Source organism: Psychrobacillus lasiicapitis (assembly GCF_006861795.1).
Taxonomy (GTDB): Bacteria; Bacillota; Bacilli; order Bacillales_A; family Planococcaceae; genus Psychrobacillus; species Psychrobacillus lasiicapitis.
Genome location: NZ_VDGH01000001.1, coordinates 281,189 through 300,608, shown reverse-complemented (window position 1 = coordinate 300,608; position 19,420 = coordinate 281,189). Strand labels below are relative to the sequence as shown.

Genomic DNA, 19,420 nt, shown 5'->3' with positions numbered 1-19,420 from the left:
ATCGGGCAGGAGTGTTTTAAAATAAATAATAGAGGAGCAAAAGTTGATGGACACAATGACAAATCGAAGAGCAATAATTGATATAGGATCGAACTCAATTCGACTCGTAGTATATAGTTACGACTCATTACAAGGATTAGTAGAGCATCATAATATTAAAACGGTTGCAAGGCTCAGTATGTATATCGATTCAAAAGGTAATTTACATGAAGACGGTGTTCAATTATTGTTAGAAACATTAGCGAAATTCAAGGAGATACTGGAAGATATACAAGTTAAGCATGTTTTTGCAGCTGCAACTGCAGCGATTCGGCAAGCAGAAAATAGGGAAGAGATTTTAGTATACATAGAAGACAAATTAGGTTTTTCCCTATCCATTTTAACAACTGAACAAGAAGCGTATTTTGGCTATTTAGCAGTTATTCACTCAACAAATATACCAACAGCTGTAACCATTGATATGGGTGGGGGAAGTACGGAAATCACGTTCTTTAAGAACAAAGAGCTAGTCCATATGCATAGCTTACCATTCGGTACAGTGTCATTAAAAAGAAGATTTATGGAAAATGCAGAAATGACACAAGAAGAAAGAATCCTATTAAGTAACTATGTAATGGACCAGCTTCAACCGCTTACATGGCTACATAATTTACAAGTTCCGATTATCGCAATCGGAGGAAGTGCACGTAACATTGCGCAAGTGGATCAGCAGCGAAAAGATTTTCCTTTGAATGGTATTCATCAATATGAATTACAAGCAATAGACTTAGAAGACATTAGCTCACAATTTGCCGATTGCTCATTAGACGAACTAAAAAAAATAGATGGACTATCGAGTGACCGAGCAGATATTATTGTTCCCGCATTGGAAACTTTCCGATTGTTTATGGATACGGTAAAGGCACCCTCTTTTATCTATAGCAAACGAGGATTAAGGGAAGGCATTATTCTGTCCGAATTAGCAGAGAAATTTCCATTAGAGTTTCAAGTGAATGAAGTGGCGCAAGATGCCATTCGTCATATTTTGGGGAAATTCCATGTGAATGAAGAAAGTACATTGCACTTATATGATATTTTTACAACAATTTATGAGCAATTTATTGATTGGAATTATATAGAGTCGTTAGAAAATGAGCAATTATTGCGTTATGCATACATATTATTTTATATAGGTGAGCATATAGATCAAGATGCTGCAAGTCAGCATACTTTCTATTTATTAACTAACTTAAACGTAGATGGAATTTCCAATGAAGAAAGATTAATAATAGCGCTCCTCGCATCTTATAAAAATAAGGATACGTTTAAACAGTATGTATCTACTTACAAAAAGATTATTCCAGCAAACGAGGCTAAAAAACTACGGGATATTGGAGCTTTAATTCGTTTTACCAAAGGCATGGATGTGCTAGGGCGTTCCAATATTAAACAAGTTACATTGACGCAATCTTCAGATGAAATAGTTCTGACCTTTTCTGTTGTTGGTAATTATCTGTTAGAGAAATACCAGGCCGAAAAATTAAAAAAACATGTGGAGAAAATAGTAAATAATCAAGTCATATTAGTGTTTAACTGAAATGGAGGATAATATATTGTGAACGATAAAATAGTAGATGATCATCCATTTAACGATTATGCAAATTATAATAATAGGGAAATTAGTTGGTTAGCATTCAATGAACGGGTCTTACAAGAAGCCGAAGATGATACAAATCCACTGTTAGAACGTTTAAAGTTTTTAGCTATTTTCAGCTCAAATTTAGATGAATTTTTTATGGTGCGTGTGGCAGGGCTTCAAGACCAAGTGAGAGCTGGCTTTAACAAACCGGAAAACAAAGCAGGGCTTACCCCAAAAGAACAATTGGCCCAAATATCAGCGATTACTAAGAATCTTGTAGATAGGCAGATGGCTATCTATACAGAGTTAGTAGAAAATCAGCTACCACAGCATGGCATTTCCTTATGGAAGTATTCTCAGTTATCGATAGAACAAGTGAAAGAATTACAAGTCATTTTTGATGAAGAAATATTTCCGATACTAACTCCAGTCGCAGTAGATGCTTACCGACCTTTTCCAATATTATTAAGCAAAACAATGAATATATTGGTGATGGTAGAAGACGGAAGTGGAAGAGGCAAGCACCATGAACAAAGTAAAATTGCGATTGTACAAGTCCCTTCTGTATTAAGAAGATTTATCCAAGTAAAAACGAAGGATGGTACCTTTGCCGCAGTATTATTAGAAGATGTCATTATTGCGAATATAGCTAAGCTTTTTTATGGATACGAAGTAAAGCATGCCAATCCTTTTCGAATTACTCGAAATGCAGATTTAACAATTCATGAAGAAGGGGCACGAGATTTACTAATTGAAATAGAAAAAGAGCTTAAAAAAAGGAAGTGGGGAGCAGTAAGTAGGCTTGAAGTAAAAACGAGCGAAATCCAGCAAAAGGTACTTAACTATTTATTGGAGCAGCTAGAAATACATCGAGATGATGTATACAAAATACATGGACCGCTTGATCTTACTTTTTTATTTTCTTTTATCCCATTTTTTGAAGGGAACTATAACGAGCTCTTCTATGAACCTTTTATTCCACAGCCACCAAAGGATTTAGCAGGGGATGAAGATGTTTTTACGAAAGCATTAAAACAGGATCTGTTTTTTCATCATCCATATGAATCTTTTCAACCTATTATCGATTTCATAGATAAAGCAGCAGATGATCCAAAGGTATTAGCGATTAAACAAACATTGTACAGAGTGAGTGGTAATTCACCGATTATTTTGGCATTAAAAAGAGCTGCTGAAAATGGAAAACAGGTGACCGTGCTTGTTGAACTGAAAGCGCGATTCGATGAAGAAAACAACGTTCATTGGGCTCGTGAACTAGAAAAAGCTGGTTGTCTCGTTATTTATGGCATGCATAATCTGAAAACACATTCGAAGATTACTTTAGTTATTAGAAGTCAAAACAATCGTATTGAACAATTTGTTCATTTAGGAACTGGAAATTATAATGATAAAACGGCACGAATATATACAGATATGGGGATTATTACGACCAATAAGAAAATTGGGTCTGATGCAACACAGTTTTTTAACTATTTAAGCGGTTATACAAATAAACCAGGATACAATAAGCTGGTAGTATCTCCATATGATATTCGTGACAAGTTTTTATATTTGATAGATGAAGAAATAGAATATCATCGAGCTTATACCAATGGACATATTAAGCTTAAAATGAACTCACTGACGGATAAGGATTTAATCGTTAAGTTGTATGAAGCTTCAGCTGCTGGAGTAAAAATCGATTTGATTGTACGTGGTATATGTTGTTTACGCCCTGGAATCGCTGGAGTAAGTGAAAACATAACGGTTACGAGTATCGTAGGAAGATTTTTGGAGCATTCTAGAATATATTGGTTTCATAGAAATGGATCGAGTAGATTATATTTATCTTCTGCAGATATGATGACCCGCAATATGGTCAAGCGAGTGGAGATTTTGTTTCCTGTGCTGGCGCCAGCTATTAAAAAGCGAGTAATGGAAATTTTAGATATCGAACTACAGGATAATGTAAAAGCGCGGGTACAAGATTTACATGGGATTTATCATTATAAAGAAATAGATGGAAAGAGGATGAATAGTCAACGGATTTTTCTAGAGAAAGCATCTAGCCATATCCAGCATGTATAACTGTTTAATGCATAGGAATGCGATAAAGTCGCATTCCTATGCATTTTTTTGTCTTATGAAAACTTTTACTTGGTTAGTAAAAATAAATCATTTAGAAATGAAAGTGCAACAAAAGACCTAAGTCGAGTAGAATACCGAACTTAGATCATAGAAGCTGCTTAATGTAGTTTGGCGAGTTCATCCGTTTCTTTTGAATTTCCACCGTCCAATGTGAAAGAAACTAGTGCTTTTTAAGTTTGGACGCTTCTTCTGAAACAACGAAAGCAAGATCTTCATTGCCGAAAAGTTGGAGCACATTTAAAAGTGTTTCTGTATCTATTTTTATTGTATCTTGTTCCAATTCTTCAATCGCTTTCTCAAGAAGTAAATTCTTTTCCTGCTGGGGGTATGCTTGTGCATACAACGTTGATGCATCTAATTGATGGTTTGCACACCAGCTAGCAAACAACTGTATCATCACATTTTCATCCTCTTGATATTGGGAAATCACTTTGTCCATTATGCTTGACCTACTTTCCATCCATCTATAAGTGTCCATAGTTTATAAATAATAACTGTAGATTTGGTTTCAAGCTGACTTCCTTTAAAGCTTTCAGTCAAAGCAGGAATAATATTTTCTAGCAAAAAAATTCTTGGTGTTTCTGTAGACAATTCTTCCATTACAAATTTAACCGCTTGTATGATATTTGGTGAAAAAGATTCTTTTTCTTCCAAATAAAAGTTTTCTAGTAGTTCGATTACATGATCCTTTGTTACAGATGATGTTACAGTACTTAGTTTGATAAAGGAGCTACTAAGCATGAAATCGTTTGTATTTGCCATATCATTAATAATCGTTTTAATTCGTCTTAGGGTAAAATGAATTATTTGATCAAAGGATATATTAGCGGATTGTTTGATCCATGGGTGCTGCAATTGTTGAATCATACCAAGTGCAAGTACTGCGCAATCTACCGATACTTTTTTTGTGTGCTCACCGAAGACGTCAACTAATCGACTGGAAAGCCAGCTAATTTCTTCAAGGTAATTTAGTTTAATCAAGTCACGTAAATCTACATCTTGTGAGTTAATAATAGATGCAAAAAGAGGAATTAAATTATGCTGTTGAAAAACAATGAAGCGAATTGACATCTGTTTCGATAATACATTTATATCGGAACTATTTTGCTGTGCGTGAACTTCTCTTCTTTTTATCATCGTTTCATGTCTTGCATTTTCAAGAATGGCAATAATACATTCATTTTTAGAGGAAAAATAATTATAAAAAGTACCTTTAGAAATATTAGCTTCTTCTATAATATCGTTTACAGTAGTGGACCGAAAACCTTTTTCAATAAACAGTTTTTGAGCCGCTACTAATACATTTTGTTTTTTAGTGTTCATAAAATAATCACCTTTAGACTAGTAGTATAATTCCTATAATAACTGTTAAATCAACGTTTATCAAACTATTTTAGTTGATTAAAATATTTTATTTGCTTTTTTTGGACGATGAGTATAAAATATTCAAGTGTTATAAGACAGAAACGAAGCTTTAAAGAAATAGGAGGAATGAAAGTAATGGAAGAAACGCAACAAAAACCCCCATATGCAATGATTGCAATCCTCTTTGTAGGAGCATTCATTGCGTTTTTGAATAATACACTATTAAATGTAGCTTTACCAACGATAATGATCGAATTTGATGTAAAACCAGTTGTTGTACAATGGTTAACAACAGGCTATATGTTAATTAACGGTATTTTAATACCAGCCAGTGCCTTTTTTGTACAAAGATTTTCCAATCGAAAATTATTTATCACGGCGATGGTACTTTTCACAGTTGGTACATTACTAGCGGCTCTAGCTCCGGTGTTTGGAGTATTGATCGCAGCACGAATGATTCAAGCGGCAGGTTCAGCAATGATGATGCCACTTCTTATGAATGTTATGTTGTCTGCATTCCCAATTGAACGACGCGGAGCTGCGATGGGTATGTTTGGGCTAGTTATGATTTTAGCTCCGGCAATTGGACCTTCTTTATCAGGTTTTATATTAGAACATGCCGAGTGGCGAGCACTATTTGAAGTAATATTACCGTTCGCGGTAATTGTTTTATTGTTTGCTATTTTTAAACTTCGCAACATTACACCTAATAGTAAAGTGAAATTAGATGTATTTTCCCTTATTTTATCAAGTATAGGATTTGGATCATTATTATACGGTTTCAGTACTGCAGGGGATAAAGGTTGGGGAGCCCCAATCGTTTATGGAACAATCATCATCGGATTTATCGCACTTGTTCTTTTTGTATGGAGACAGTTAACACTAGAAGAACCAATGTTGGATGTTAGAATTTATAAATATCCAATGTTTACTTTGTCATCGATTATTTCGATTGTGGTATCGGCAGCGATGTTTTCTGGAATGATTTTAACTCCGCTTTATGTACAAACAATTCGTGGAATTTCACCGTTCCATTCAGGTTTATTGATGCTACCTGGAGCACTTGCGATGGCAGTTATGTCACCCATCACAGGGAAGATTTTTGATAAATATGGTGCTAGAATATTAGCAATCACTGGCCTAACGATTACGGCGGTTGCTACACATTTCATGAGTGAATTTACGCAAGATACTAGTTACTATTACATCATGGGAATTTATACACTTCGTATGTTTGGTATGTCGATGGTTATGATGCCTATTATGACTAATGGCTTAAATCAATTACCAATGAAGATGAATCCACATGGTACTGCGATGAATAATACATTGCAACAAGTATCCGGAGCAATTGGATCTGCGATTTTCTTAACGATTATGAATGCACGTATGGAGACTTCTGCGGAGAGACTTGCTGGTGAGGCGGCAGCAGCAGGTAATATGCCAACAACTCAAGAAGGACTTGCTCAGTTTAAAATAGATTTAGGTATGAAAGCGATGTTAGAAGGTATTAACCACACATTCTTTATCGCAACGCTCGTTACTTTAGTTGCATTAGTATTGTCTTTATTTGTGAAGAGAGTAAAAGTAGGGAAAGCAAGCTAAACCGGAGACGGTTTAGCTTTTTTTCTTGAGGAAATGAAGTTTAGTTGGAAAATACAGCTTGTTAGTTGGAATTTTGGAGCATTTAGTTGGAATTTTTCATTGTTTAGTTGGAAAACATAAAAAGGAGCCTGAAGTGGTCATTCACTTCAGGCTCCTTTTTTACTTTTAGTCTTACTGTTCGATTTCTTCTGTAAGACTGATTAACTCGTCGATAAGAGAACCGATATAAGCAATCGTATCGCGCAATGGCTCTTCTGTTGTGATATCTACGCCAGCCATTTTCGCAAGCTCTACAGGTGATTTAGTACCGCCTGCTTTTAATACACTTGTCCACTCATCTACAGCTACTTGTCCTTCGTTTAATATACGTTTTGCGACTTGTGTAGAAATTGTTAAACCAGCGCTATACGTATAAGGATACAGTCCCATATAGTAATGCGGTTGGCGCATCCACGTAAGTTCAGCACCGTCCGATATTTCTACTGCATCCCCCCAGAATTCTTCCAATACACTTCGTTTATAGTCATTCAATATTTGAGCGTTAACATTCAATCCTTGATCAACACGTTCATATACTTTGCGTTGATAAGCTGCCTCCAATAAATGCGTCACGAAATTATGGTAGTAAGTGCGCGCCACAATAGAAGCAATCACCCAGCGTTTAAATTTCGGATCATCGGAGCTTTTTAGTAAATGATTTGCTACAAGCATCTCATTCATTGTGGAAGGAGCTTCTATAAAATATAAAGAAGGTCTTGCATCGAAAATTGATTGTTCTTTATTTGCATGATAAAAATGACCGGCATGTCCGAGCTCGTGAGCAAGTACAAATACTTCATTCATTCTAGAAGACCATGAGATAAGGATATATGGATGGTTACCATATGGGCTAGAACAAAATGCGCCTGTTGACTTGCCAGTATTTTGTGCAAAATCAATCCAACGCTCTTTATAGGCGCGATCCACCATCTCCAAATATTCTTCGCCCATAATAGCCAATGCATCATCGATATACTTTTTCGACTCTTCTATCGAAATAGTAGGCTCATAGTTAGGATCCAGGGAAATTTTTAAATCTGCAAAAGTCATTTTTTCTAAGCCATGTACTTCTTGAAGCAATTTTGCATATTTGCGCATATGGGGTGCGAGTTCATTCATAATCAGGTCAATTTGACGATTGTAAAGAGTGCGATCTACTTCTTGGTTGAAAAGTAAGTAATCAAAAACGGTATTATATCCACGAATATCAGCGGTTGTTTTTTCCATTTGTACATGCATGTCATAGGTTATAGCTGTCGTATGTTGATATTCTTTTAACTTCGAAGAAAAAGACTCGAATGCAGCTCTTCTTAGAGCAGGATCTGGTTCGGCTTCCCAATCATTCTCAAAAGACACATAGCTTAATGGATAAGATTTTCCGTCTACTTCAAAATTGTCGAAAGAGATATCCTGCATTTTGGTCGTATTATATAATTTGTATGGCGCATTAAAGGAAGCAGAGTATGCTGCAAGCGTTTTCTCGACTTCGGGATGCAATTGGTATTTTTTCTTCTTTAATAACTTGTCTAGATAAAGTTGGAAGTTAGGTGCAAGCTTCGTCGCTTCTACCATGATTTCATCTGGTAACTCTACTAATTCACTCGTTACAAAAGAAAGTTCGCTACTAATCTTAGCGGAAAGGGAGCTAAATTTATTGGCTCTCATTTGTGCAGTCGTGTTTGTTTGATCTGTGCTAAGGGAGAGACTAGCGTATGTCCCTGCAGGAACAATTTTTTCATATATAGCGGAATAATCGGTTAATGCTTCTGCTACTAAAGAAGGACTATTTATGGAACCTTTGTATTTTTCTGAAAATATCTGAACATCTTTCTCAATTTCTTCTAAAAAATTTGTAAAGTCTTCTTCACTTGCAAATAAATCAGCTAAATTCCACGTTTCTTCCACTTTCACATCTTCACGATTAGGTAACTTTTGTACCATTTTTATCTCTCCTTTTTATTCCGGTTTAACAGACTGTAATAACCTCCATATAGCTTTTACATTAGTGAAAAAATGAAAATTAAATGAGGCTAAATATCTAGTAAACTCTCAATTGGTTCGGACCAACAGGTTGTTGGTCACTGAGGTATTGCTGCATGAAGGTGGTATTGAACCTTCCATTTATTGCGGATGTCGAACTAATTACTAGTATACAGGACAAAAAGTGAAAAGTAAAAATAATCATATATTTCTTTTATTAGAAAAAAGTAACAAATATATTAGTCATATTGATAAAAAAAGTCATATATTTTAAAGATAAATAGGATGATTTTTGGATAATATTTTAGAATAAAAATGCTAGAGAAATGCTTATTTCTAAAGCTTTTCTATGATTTTTATATTATTATATTAATAGAATATCTGAAATTTCCGAAGAAAAAGAAAAATATGTATAGACTGGATATAAACTTTGTTTTACAATGAAGTTGTTCACAACAATAACTTGATCAATTCTGAATAGTTTCTTACCAAAAAAAGAGAATGGTAAGTAGTATGACTTATATATTCAGAATTATCAAACTAAAACAAGGGGGTTTTATTTTATGAAGAAATCGAAATTTGCTTCATTATTTCTTGCTTCTTCTTTGCTAGTGGGGATGCTAGCGGGATGTGGAGCAGGGGAAGAAGGTAGTAGTTCAAAAGGTGGGGAAAGTAGTAGTGCTAATGGAGGGGAAACCATTAAAATAGGAGCCAATCTTGAGCTTTCTGGAGCAGTAGCTTCCTATGGTACATCTGAAGCGGATGCTATCGATCTAGCTGTAGAGGAAATCAATGCTGATGGTGGTATTGATGGAAAAAAAATCGAACTTATTAAAGTTGATAATAAATCGGACGCTGCGGAAGCAACTAGTGCTGCGATTAAGTTAACGAGTCAAGATAAAGTAGTCGCGATTATAGGAGCTGCTACAAGCGGTGCCTCAGTTGCTCAAGTACAAATTGCAACTGATACTAAAACACCTATGATTTCTCCTTCCGGTACAAGTACAACTGTAACTGTTGGAGATGATGGAAAAGTAAATCCATTTACATTCCGTACAGCATTTATCGACCCTTTCCAAGGTACAGTAGCTGCAAACTTTGCTTCTAATGAATTAAAAGTGAAAACAGCAGCAGTATATGCGGATAATGCTAGTGATTATGCGAAAGGTCTTGCGGCTTCTTTCATTAAAGATTTTGAAGCAGCTGGAGGTACTATTGTTGCGGAAGAGTCTTATGTTGCAAAAGATACGGATTTCCGTTCTACATTAACGCGCATCAAATCTTCTAATCCTGAATTTGTATTTATTCCTGGATATTATGAAGAAGTAGGATTGATTGTTAAACAAGCTCGTGAATTAGGTATTAATGTTCCATTGATGGGAGCAGATGGTTGGGATTCTCCAACAATCGTTGACTTGGCAGGAGCAGATGCATTAAATAATACGTTTATTATTACTGCCTATTCAGCGGATGATCCAGATGGAAAAGCGAAAGCATTTGCGGAGAGCTTTAATAAGAAATATGGAAAAGAGCCTAACTCATTCAACGCACTTGGCTACGATTCGGTTTATTTGTTAAAAGATGCAATTGAACGCGCTGGTTCTACAGATGGCACGAAGATTAAAGAAGCGATCGAAGCTACTGATCAACTAGAACTAGTAACAGGATTATATTCTGTTGATGAGAATCACCATCCGATAAAATCAGCTGTAATTATTGAATTTGTAGATGGAAAACAAGTATTTAACACAAAAGTTAATCCTTAAGATAAGCCTATTTATAGAGGGGGGATTATATCCCTCCTCTTTTTATTCTAAGTTGAAATCTAGAAATTTTAGGAGTGAAACTTTATGGAATGGTTACAGCAATTGATTAACGGTATTTCACTCGGCAGTATATATGCATTAATTGCCCTTGGCTACACGATGGTTTATGGAATTATTAAATTAATCAACTTTGCACATGGTGATGTGTTCATGGTTGGTTCCTTCATTGGATTCTATTCGATTACTGTCTTTGGGTTAGGTTTTTTCCCGGCGCTTATTTTATCGATGGCAGCCTGTGCATTATTTGGTGTAATTATTGAACGTATTGCGTATAAACGCTTACGAAATGCAACAAGAATTGCAGCACTTATTACGGCAATCGGTGTTTCATTATTGATTGAATATGGTGTGATTTATATTAGAGGGGCTCAACCAGAAGCATATCCTAATATTTTCTCCAATAAATCTTTTGAATTCTTAGGGGCACAAATTAGCATTCAATCTGTTCTTATTCTGTCGGTTTCTGTTGTACTGATGATCTTGCTACAGTTCATTGTACACAAAACGAAAACAGGAAAAGCGATGCGAGCTGTTTCACATGATGTTGAAGCTGCGAAGCTTATGGGGATTAATGTAGATAATACGATTTCTGCAACATTTGCTATTGGTTCTGCTTTAGCAGGTGCTGCTGGTGTAATTTTTGGAGTGTATTACACAAAGATTGATCCTTTGATGGGTGTTATTCCAGGATTGAAAGCATTCGTTGCCGCGGTTCTTGGAGGAATTGGGATAATTCCTGGAGCAATGGTTGGCGGTCTGGTACTTGGAGTTGTAGAAACGATTGTTAGTGCATTAGGCTTTTCTTTATGGAGAGATGCGGCGGCATTCATTATTTTAATATTAATTTTGATCTTTAGACCATCTGGAATCTTTGGAAAAAATACACGAGAGAAAGTGTAGGTGGTACATAATTATGAAAAAGTCAAAACAGTTTTGGCCATTTATTATAGTAGCAGTATTAGTATACGCAGTTGTGCAGATCTTGATTTCAACTGAAATCATCAATCAATTTTATTCTAATACGCTTATATTAATTGCCATCAACATAATTTTAGCGGTAAGCCTACATTTGGTAATCGGTATAACTGGACAATTTTCCATAGGTCATGCTGGATTTTTAGCTGTAGGTGCCTACCTTTCAGCTATTGTCACTATGAAATTACATCTCCCATTTGTAGTTGCTATTATTGTAGGGGGTATTGTAGCTGCTCTAGCGGGATTAATAGTTGGTATTCCAAGTTTAAGACTCAAAGGAGATTACTTGGCAATTGCAACACTTGGATTTGCAGAGATCATTCGAATTGTGTTCTTAAATATTGATGCAGTTGGTGGCGCTGCTGGGATGCAAGTTTCCCACTTGACTACTTGGACGTATGCGTTTGTTTGTCTCGTTATTACCCTTGTAGTTATCGTCAATTTTACCAACTCGAGACATGGTTTAGCGGCAATCTCTGTTCGAGAAAATGAAATCGCATCGGATGCGATGGGGATAAATACTACTTATTATAAAGTAATTGCATTTGCAATCGGATCTTTCTTTGCTGGTGTAGCGGGTGCTTTATTTTCCCATAACTTTTATATTATCCAACCGAGTCAATTCGGCTTTTTAAAGTCTTTTGATATTCTTATATTCGTTGTTCTAGGTGGTCTTGGTAGTCTATCAGGTGCTGTACTGTCAGCTATATTATTAACGGTAGTTTCTACCTATCTGCAAGGATATCCTGAAACCCGAATGATTATTTATAGTCTTGTGTTAATTTTAGTAATGTTGTATCGACCTAAGGGGCTGATGGGTACGATGGAAATTACAGATTATTTCAAGCTATGGAGAACGCCAAAAGGAGGCGGTCAACATGGAAAATAAGCCTTTATTAGAAGTGAAAAACACGGGTATTCAGTTTGGTGGTTTAAAAGCCGTTCAAAATTTAAATATGGTGTTAAATCAGGGAGAATTAGTTGGTCTGATTGGTCCGAATGGTGCCGGGAAAACAACCAGCTTTAACTTGTTAACGGGAGTTTATGAACCAACAGAGGGAGATATCATTTTTAAAGGTGAACGAGTAAACGGTTTACCTCCTTTTAAGGTTACTAGAAAAGGGATTAGCCGAACGTTTCAAAATATTCGTCTCTTTAATGAACTTTCAGTACTAGATAACGTAAAAGTAGCCTATCACTCACTTGCTAAGCATAATATACTCAGCTCCGTATTACGCTTGCCATCCCATTTTAAAGGGGAGCAAGAAATGGAAGAGAAATCTATTGAGTTTTTGAAAATTTTCAGTTTAGATAAGTACAAAGATGAGTTGGCAAAAAATCTACCGTACGGACAGCAACGGAGATTAGAGATAGCTCGTGCTTTGGCGGCTGGACCAAAACTTCTTTTATTGGATGAACCAGCAGCTGGTATGAATCCGCAAGAAACGAAAGATTTAATGGATTTAATCGCATTTATTCGAAACAAATTTGATTTGACCATTTTACTAATCGAACACGATATGAATTTAGTCATGGGTGTCTGTGAACGAATTTATGTACTTGACCATGGTCAGCTTCTTGCGGAAGGATCACCAGAAGAGATCCGTAACCATCCTAAGGTTATTGAGGCTTATTTAGGGGAGGAAGTTCACGATGTCAATGCTTAAAGTAGAAAATATAGATGTATTTTACGGGAACATTCAGGCCCTTAAAGGAGTTTCGATTGATGTAAATGAAGGAGAAATTGTAACACTAATCGGTGCAAATGGTGCTGGGAAAAGTACTTTATTGAAAACGCTATCAGGATTGTTAAAACCGAAAAAAGGAAAAATAGAATTTCTGCAAAAATCCATTGCTGGAAAACAAGCACAATCTATTGTGAAATCAGGTATATCCCATGTTCCAGAAGGACGCCGTGTATTTGCTAATCTTACAGTAGAGGAAAACCTAGAATTGGGGGCATTTTTACGTAAGGATAAGACTGGGATTCATAGCGATATGCAAAAAGTGTATGAGATTTTCCCGAGACTACTAGAACGGAAGAAACAGCATTCTGGTACACTTTCCGGTGGGGAGCAACAAATGCTCGCAATGGGTCGTGCTATTATGGCGAAGCCCAAATTAGTTTTACTAGATGAACCATCCATGGGGTTAGCTCCTTTAATGGTTAAAACAATCTTCCAAGTAATTGAAGATATTAATCGAGATGGCACAACTGTTTTATTAGTCGAACAAAACGCAAATATGGCGCTTTCTGTAGCAAGTCGTGGCTATGTAATCGAAACTGGTAGAGTTGTTCTGTCGGGTCCCGCAAAAGATTTACAAGCAAGTGAAGAAGTACGTCAAGCATATTTAGGCGGCCATTAAAAGAAATTGAAACAGGTATAGAAAAAGACTCTTTTTCTATACCTGTTTTTTTATTCGCTTTTTTTGGGAATGTTTTAATCAGTAGTTTGTACAGATCTTGCTGGAAAGTGGAATATATTTTTCTGCTTTCAGATACATATTCCCCTATTTAATTCATTTAAATCCAATTTCATTAGTAACGTATTATTCTTTTTTTATTGCGGGTGTCGAACTAATTTTAGGTATAAATAATGAAATGAAAAATAATTTCTCGACCTGTTTAATTTCTATAATTTAACAGTTATAGCGGACTTATTGATAAAAATGTCCTTTTAAGTCTTTGTTTAAAAATAAATTATTAACTAAAATTTTTGGTAATATATAGAATATACTATATTGAAAACCTAATATCTATAAGGGTTTATAAATACTTATAAAATATTATTCTAATGTAATTTCTGAAATTTTAGAACTGGGAGAAAAATTGTTGTAGACTGAATAAATACTTTGTTTTACAATGAGATTGTTCATACGAATAAATTGATAGATTCTGAGCGTTTACTTATTAAAAAATAAAAGTTAAGAAGTATGACTTATAAATTCAGAATTATCTAACAAAACAGGAGGTTAAATAAAATGAAGAAATCAAAGTTTGCTTCATTATTTCTTGCTTCTTCTCTACTAGTTGGAATACTAGCAGGATGTGGAGCGGGAGAAGAAGGTAGTAGTTCTAAGGGAGGAGACGAAATTAAAATTGGTGTCAACCTTGAACTATCTGGTCCAGTAGCATCATATGGATCATCTCAAAACGACGGGTTTAATTTAGCAGTAGAAGAAATCAATGCCGCTGGTGGTATTGATGGGAAACAAATTAAATTAGTAACGGTAGACAATAAGTCGGATGCTGCTGAATCAACAAGTGCCGCGATCAAATTAACAAGTCAGGATAAAGTAGCTGCGATTATTGGACCTGCAACAAGCGGTAACTCTGTAGCGCAAGTACAGATTGCTAATGACAGCAAAACTCCAATGATTACACCATCAGGAACTAGTCCAACTGTAACGGTTGCGGATAATGGTTCTGTTAATGAATATGCATTCCGTACATCATTCATTGATCCATTCCAAGGAACTGTAGCTGCAAACTTTGCTACGAATGAATTGAAAGTAAAAACTGCAGCAGTATATTCGGACAACGCGAGTGACTATGCAAAAGGTCTTGCTGCTTCCTTTATTAAAGACTTTGAAGCTGCTGGCGGTACAATCGTACAAAAAGAATCTTATGTAGCAAAAGATACAGATTTCAGATCTACGTTAACTCGTATTAAAGGAGCAAATCCAGAATTTATCTTTATTCCTGGTTATTATGAAGAAGTTGGATTGATCGTTAAACAAGCTCGTGAACTAGGAATTACAGTTCCTTTAATGGGTGCTGATGGATGGGATTCACCAACTATCGTTGATTTAGCCGGAGCAGAGGCATTAAACAACACATTTGTTATTAATCACTATTCTGCAGAAGATCCAGATGGAAAAGCAAAAGAATTTGCAGATAAGTTTAATGACAAATACGGAAAATCACCGAACTCATTTAATGCACTTGGATATGACACAGTTTACTTATTGAAAGATGCAATTGAGCGTGCAGGTTCTACAGATGGAACAAAAATTAAGGATGCTTTAAAAGCTACAGATAATCTAGATCTAGTAACAGGTTTATACTCGGTGGATGAAAACCATCATCCAGTTAAATCGGCTACAATCTTAGAATTCGTAGATGGAAAACAAGTATTTAATACAAAAGTTAATCCTTAAGATAAAGCCGTAAAATGGGAGGGATTGATATCCCTCCTTTTCTGTATTTAAAAAGAAAATAAATGCATAAGGGAGTGAAACTTCATGGAATGGATACAACAATTGATTAACGGTATTTCACTCGGAAGTATATACGCGTTAATCGCCCTCGGTTACACGATGGTGTATGGCATTATTAAATTAATCAACTTTGCACATGGTGACGTGTTTATGGTAGGCTCGTTTATCGGTTTTTACTCGATTACTGTTTTTGGACTAGGATTTTTCCCTGCGCTAATCATTTCTATGGTAGCTTGTGCCTTATTTGGAGTAATTATCGAACGTATTGCATATAAACGTTTACGTAGTGCTACACGGATTGCAGCTCTTATAACAGCGATTGGTGTATCTTTATTAATAGAATACGGCGTAATTTATATACGTGGAGCTCAACCAGAAGCATATCCAAATATTTTCTCCAACAAAACATTTAGTATTTTAGGAGCTCAAATCAGTATACAATCTGTATTAATTCTTTCTGTTTCTGTCGTTCTTATGATCTTGCTACAATTTATCGTACATAAAACGAAAACAGGAAAAGCGATGCGTGCTGTATCACATGATGTTGAAGCTGCGAAGCTTATGGGGATTAATGTAGATAATACGATTTCTGCAACATTTGCTATTGGTTCTGCTTTAGCAGGTGCTGCTGGTGTAATTTTTGGAGTGTATTACACAAAGATTGATCCTTTGATGGGTGTTATTCCAGGATTGAAAGCATTTGTTGCCGCGGTTCTTGGAGGAATTGGGATAATTCCTGGAGCAATGGTTGGCGGTCTGGTACTTGGAGTTGTAGAAACGATTGTTAGTGCTCTAGGCTTCTCTTTATGGAGAGACGCCGCGGCATTTATTATCCTTATCTTGATTCTGATTTTCAGACCTTCTGGCATCTTTGGCAAAAATACACGGGAGAAAGTGTAGGTGGTGAATAGAGATGAAAAAGTCTAAACAGTTTTGGCCATTTATCTTATTAGCTGTATTGGTGTATGTAGTCATCCAAGTCCTAATTTCAACTGAGATGATGAATCAATTTTATTCTAATACGCTCATACTTATCGCCATTAACATTATTTTAGCAGTTAGCCTACATTTGGTTATTGGGATTACAGGTCAATTTTCTATTGGTCATGCTGGATTTTTAGCTGTAGGTGCATACGTATCCGCAATCATAACGATGAAATTACAATTACCATTTGCCGTAGCGATAATTGTAGGTGGGGTTGTTGCAGCATTAGCTGGACTAATTGTAGGAATTCCAAGTTTAAGATTAAAAGGGGATTACTTGGCAATTGCAACACTTGGATTTGCAGAGATCATTCGAATTGTGTTCTTAAATATTGATGCTGTAGGCGGCGCTGCTGGGATGCAAGTTTCTCACTTAACTACTTGGACATATGCGTTTGTTTGTCTCGTTATTACCCTTGTAGTTATCGTCAATTTTACCAACTCGAGACATGGTTTAGCGGCTATCTCCGTAAGGGAAAATGAAATCGCTTCGGATGCGATGGGGATAAATACTACGTATTATAAAGTCATCGCATTTGCCATCGGTTCATTCTTTGCAGGAGTGGCAGGTGCCTTATTTTCCCATAACTTTTATATTATCCAACCAAGTCAATTCGGCTTTTTAAAGTCTTTTGATATTCTTATATTCGTTGTTCTAGGTGGTCTTGGAAGTCTATCTGGTGCTGTTCTTTCAGCAATTCTTTTGACGATAGTCTCTACCTATCTTCAAGGATATCCTGAAACTCGAATGATTATCTATAGTCTTGTATTAATTATCGTAATGTTATATAGACCTAAGGGATTAATGGGTACAATGGAAATTACAGATTACTTCAAACTTTGGAGAACGCCAAAAGGAGGCGGTCAACATGAAAAATAAGCCTTTACTAGAAGTAAAAAATACCGGTATTCAGTTTGGTGGTTTAAAGGCTGTCCAAAACTTAAACATGGTATTAAATCAGGGAGAATTAGTTGGTCTGATTGGTCCAAATGGTGCTGGGAAAACGACTAGTTTTAACTTGTTAACTGGAGTTTATGTTCCTACTGAAGGAGATATTCTTTTTAATGGTGAACGGATTAATGGGTTACCTCCTTTCAAGGTAACTAGAAAAGGGGTTAGCCGAACATTCCAAAATATCCGCCTTTTTAATGAACTTTCTGTTTTAGATAACGTAAAAGTTGCGTATCACTCCATTGCTAAGCATTCTATTATAAGTTCTATTTTAAGACTACCTTCCCATTTTTCTGGTGAAAAAGAAATGGAAGAAAAATCGATAGAATTCCTGAAGATTTTTAGTTTAGACAAGTATAAGGATGAGCTAGCAAAGAATTTACCGTATGGACAGCAAAGAAGATTAGAAATCGCTCGTGCATTAGCAGCCAATCCAAAACTTCTTTTATTAGATGAACCGGCAGCTGGGATGAACCCGCAAGAAACAAAAGATTTAATGGACTTAATCGCGTTTATTCGTAATAAGTTTGATTTGACCATTTTACTAATCGAACACGATATGAATTTAGTCATGGGTGTTTGTGAACGAATTTATGTACTCGACCATGGCCAGCTTCTTGCGGAAGGATCACCTGAAGTGATTCGAAACCATCCTAAGGTTATTGAGGCTTATTTAGGGGAGGAAGTTCACGATGTCAATGCTTAAAGTAGAAAATATAGATGTGTTTTATGGGAACATTCAAGCGCTTAAAGATGTATCAATTGAAGTAAATGAAGGAGAAATTGTAACTTTAATTGGTGCAAACGGTGCTGGGAAAAGTACATTGTTGAAAACTTTGTCGGGACTACTAAAACCGAAAAAAGGAAAAATAGAATTTCTTAATAAATCTATCTCGGGTAAACAAGCGCAAACGATTGTAAAGTCAGGAATTTCACATGTTCCAGAAGGACGTCGTGTATTCGCCAATCTTACAGTAGAAGAAAACTTAGAATTAGGTGCGTTTTTACGAAAGGATAAAGCGGGAATCCATAGTGATATGCAAAAAGTGTATGAGATTTTCCCAAGACTATTAGAACGTAAAAAACAACTTTCAGGTACACTTTCCGGTGGAGAGCAACAAATGCTCGCAATGGGTCGTGCTATTATGGCGAAGCCCAAACTAGTTTTACTAGATGAACCATCCATGGGGTTAGCTCCTTTAATGGTTAAAACAATCTTCCAAGTAATTGAAGATATTAATCGAGATGGCACAACCGTTTTATTGGTCGAACAAAACGCAAATATGGCGCTTTCTGTAGCAAGTCGTGGCTATGTAATCGAAACTGGTAGAGTTGTTCTGTCGGGGCCCGCAAAAGATTTACAAGCAAGTGAAGAAGTACGTCAAGCATATTTAGGTGGCCATTAGTCAACGAAACTTTCACTAAGTTCTAGTAACTTGGTGAAAGTTTTTTTATGGTTTAGGAGATTATAAGCTCTATGGCTTGTCTAATAGTATAGGGGAACTGCGCGGTAGTGAGTTGAATAAAGTGTCCGCTGGGATTACCGCTATAGGGTGGACGCTTTCCGCGGGCACGGCTTCAATCTCCTCGGAGCTCCCGCTCCTGCGGGGCTTTCAGCTCGTACTGTTCCCGCCGGAGTCGCCACCCCTTCGCTACAATCCAATAATTTTTTAATTGTAAAAGTATTAATTGTGAAGGGAAACGGTAGTT

16 protein-coding genes are annotated in these 19,420 nt (G+C 36.1%); 13 read left to right on the top strand and 3 right to left on the bottom strand.

What is annotated here, in order from left to right; all coding sequences use genetic code 11:
• Positions 1-46: 46 nt before the first annotated feature.
• A complete protein-coding gene (locus tag FG382_RS01500) occupies positions 47-1,576 on the top strand; it encodes a Ppx/GppA phosphatase family protein (RefSeq protein ID WP_142537103.1) in 1,530 nt (509 codons plus the stop codon).
• A gap of 18 nt (positions 1,577-1,594) precedes the next feature.
• Positions 1,595-3,703, top strand: coding sequence for an RNA degradosome polyphosphate kinase (locus tag FG382_RS01495; RefSeq protein ID WP_142537102.1), 2,109 nt, complete (start codon positions 1,595-1,597; stop codon positions 3,701-3,703).
• Positions 3,704-3,923: 220 nt separating this feature from the next.
• Here FG382_RS01495 and FG382_RS01490 read toward each other — a convergent pair whose 3' ends face one another.
• Together FG382_RS01490 and FG382_RS01485 are read right to left on the bottom strand one after the other, a co-directional pair.
• On the bottom strand, positions 3,924-4,202 hold the full coding sequence (locus FG382_RS01490) for a hypothetical protein (RefSeq protein ID WP_229677323.1): 279 nt from the start codon (positions 4,200-4,202) through the stop codon (positions 3,924-3,926).
• Positions 4,202-5,086 carry a TetR/AcrR family transcriptional regulator gene (locus FG382_RS01485; protein WP_142537100.1) on the bottom strand — a complete coding sequence of 295 codons (885 nt, stop codon included), beginning with the start codon at positions 5,084-5,086 and terminating at the stop codon, positions 4,202-4,204. The genes FG382_RS01490 and FG382_RS01485 overlap by 1 nt, the downstream gene beginning before the upstream one ends.
• Positions 5,087-5,263: 177 nt before the next feature.
• Here FG382_RS01485 and FG382_RS01480 point away from each other — a divergent pair, with 177 nt between their 5' ends.
• On the top strand, positions 5,264-6,733 hold the full coding sequence (locus FG382_RS01480; protein ID WP_373287582.1) for a DHA2 family efflux MFS transporter permease subunit: 1,470 nt from the start codon (positions 5,264-5,266) through the stop codon (positions 6,731-6,733).
• 171 nt (positions 6,734-6,904) lie between these two features.
• Here the strand turns inward: FG382_RS01480 and pepF are convergent, their stop codons facing one another.
• A complete protein-coding gene (pepF, locus tag FG382_RS01475) occupies positions 6,905-8,713 on the bottom strand; it encodes an oligoendopeptidase F (protein WP_142537098.1) in 1,809 nt (602 codons plus the stop codon).
• A gap of 602 nt (positions 8,714-9,315) precedes the next feature.
• Here pepF and FG382_RS01470 point away from each other — a divergent pair.
• The 10 genes from FG382_RS01470 to FG382_RS01425 all read left to right on the top strand — a co-directional run bounded on the left by FG382_RS01470 (position 9,316) and on the right by FG382_RS01425 (position 19,116).
• Positions 9,316-10,518: an ABC transporter substrate-binding protein gene (locus FG382_RS01470; RefSeq protein ID WP_142537097.1), complete on the top strand. Its 1,203-nt coding sequence runs from the start codon at positions 9,316-9,318 to the stop codon at positions 10,516-10,518.
• Between the two features lie 84 nt (positions 10,519-10,602).
• Complete coding sequence (locus FG382_RS01465; protein ID WP_142537096.1) at positions 10,603-11,478, top strand: branched-chain amino acid ABC transporter permease; 876 nt, start codon at positions 10,603-10,605, stop codon at positions 11,476-11,478.
• Positions 11,479-11,491: 13 nt separating this feature from the next.
• Positions 11,492-12,442 (top strand): branched-chain amino acid ABC transporter permease, encoded by a 951-nt coding sequence (locus FG382_RS01460; RefSeq protein WP_142537095.1) that lies wholly within the window; start codon positions 11,492-11,494, stop codon positions 12,440-12,442.
• Positions 12,432-13,220 carry an ABC transporter ATP-binding protein gene (locus tag FG382_RS01455; protein WP_142537094.1) on the top strand — a complete coding sequence of 263 codons (789 nt, stop codon included), beginning with the start codon at positions 12,432-12,434 and terminating at the stop codon, positions 13,218-13,220. Before FG382_RS01460 ends, FG382_RS01455 begins: the two co-directional genes overlap by 11 nt.
• The gene (locus FG382_RS01450; RefSeq protein WP_142537397.1) at positions 13,213-13,920 is read left to right on the top strand and encodes an ABC transporter ATP-binding protein; all 708 of its coding nucleotides are present in this window, start codon (positions 13,213-13,215) and stop codon (positions 13,918-13,920) included. Before FG382_RS01455 ends, FG382_RS01450 begins: the two co-directional genes overlap by 8 nt.
• Before the next feature lie 615 nt (positions 13,921-14,535).
• A complete protein-coding gene (locus FG382_RS01445) occupies positions 14,536-15,714 on the top strand; it encodes an ABC transporter substrate-binding protein (RefSeq protein WP_142537093.1) in 1,179 nt (392 codons plus the stop codon).
• An 84-nt stretch (positions 15,715-15,798) separates the two neighbouring features.
• Positions 15,799-16,674 (top strand): branched-chain amino acid ABC transporter permease, encoded by an 876-nt coding sequence (locus tag FG382_RS01440; RefSeq protein ID WP_142537092.1) that lies wholly within the window; start codon positions 15,799-15,801, stop codon positions 16,672-16,674.
• 13 nt (positions 16,675-16,687) lie between these two features.
• Positions 16,688-17,638, top strand: coding sequence for a branched-chain amino acid ABC transporter permease (locus FG382_RS01435; protein ID WP_142537091.1), 951 nt, complete (start codon positions 16,688-16,690; stop codon positions 17,636-17,638).
• On the top strand, positions 17,628-18,416 hold the full coding sequence (locus FG382_RS01430; RefSeq protein ID WP_142537090.1) for an ABC transporter ATP-binding protein: 789 nt from the start codon (positions 17,628-17,630) through the stop codon (positions 18,414-18,416). Before FG382_RS01435 ends, FG382_RS01430 begins: the two co-directional genes overlap by 11 nt.
• Positions 18,409-19,116 (top strand): ABC transporter ATP-binding protein, encoded by a 708-nt coding sequence (locus FG382_RS01425; protein WP_142537396.1) that lies wholly within the window; start codon positions 18,409-18,411, stop codon positions 19,114-19,116. Before FG382_RS01430 ends, FG382_RS01425 begins: the two co-directional genes overlap by 8 nt.
• Positions 19,117-19,420: the final 304 nt, after the last annotated feature.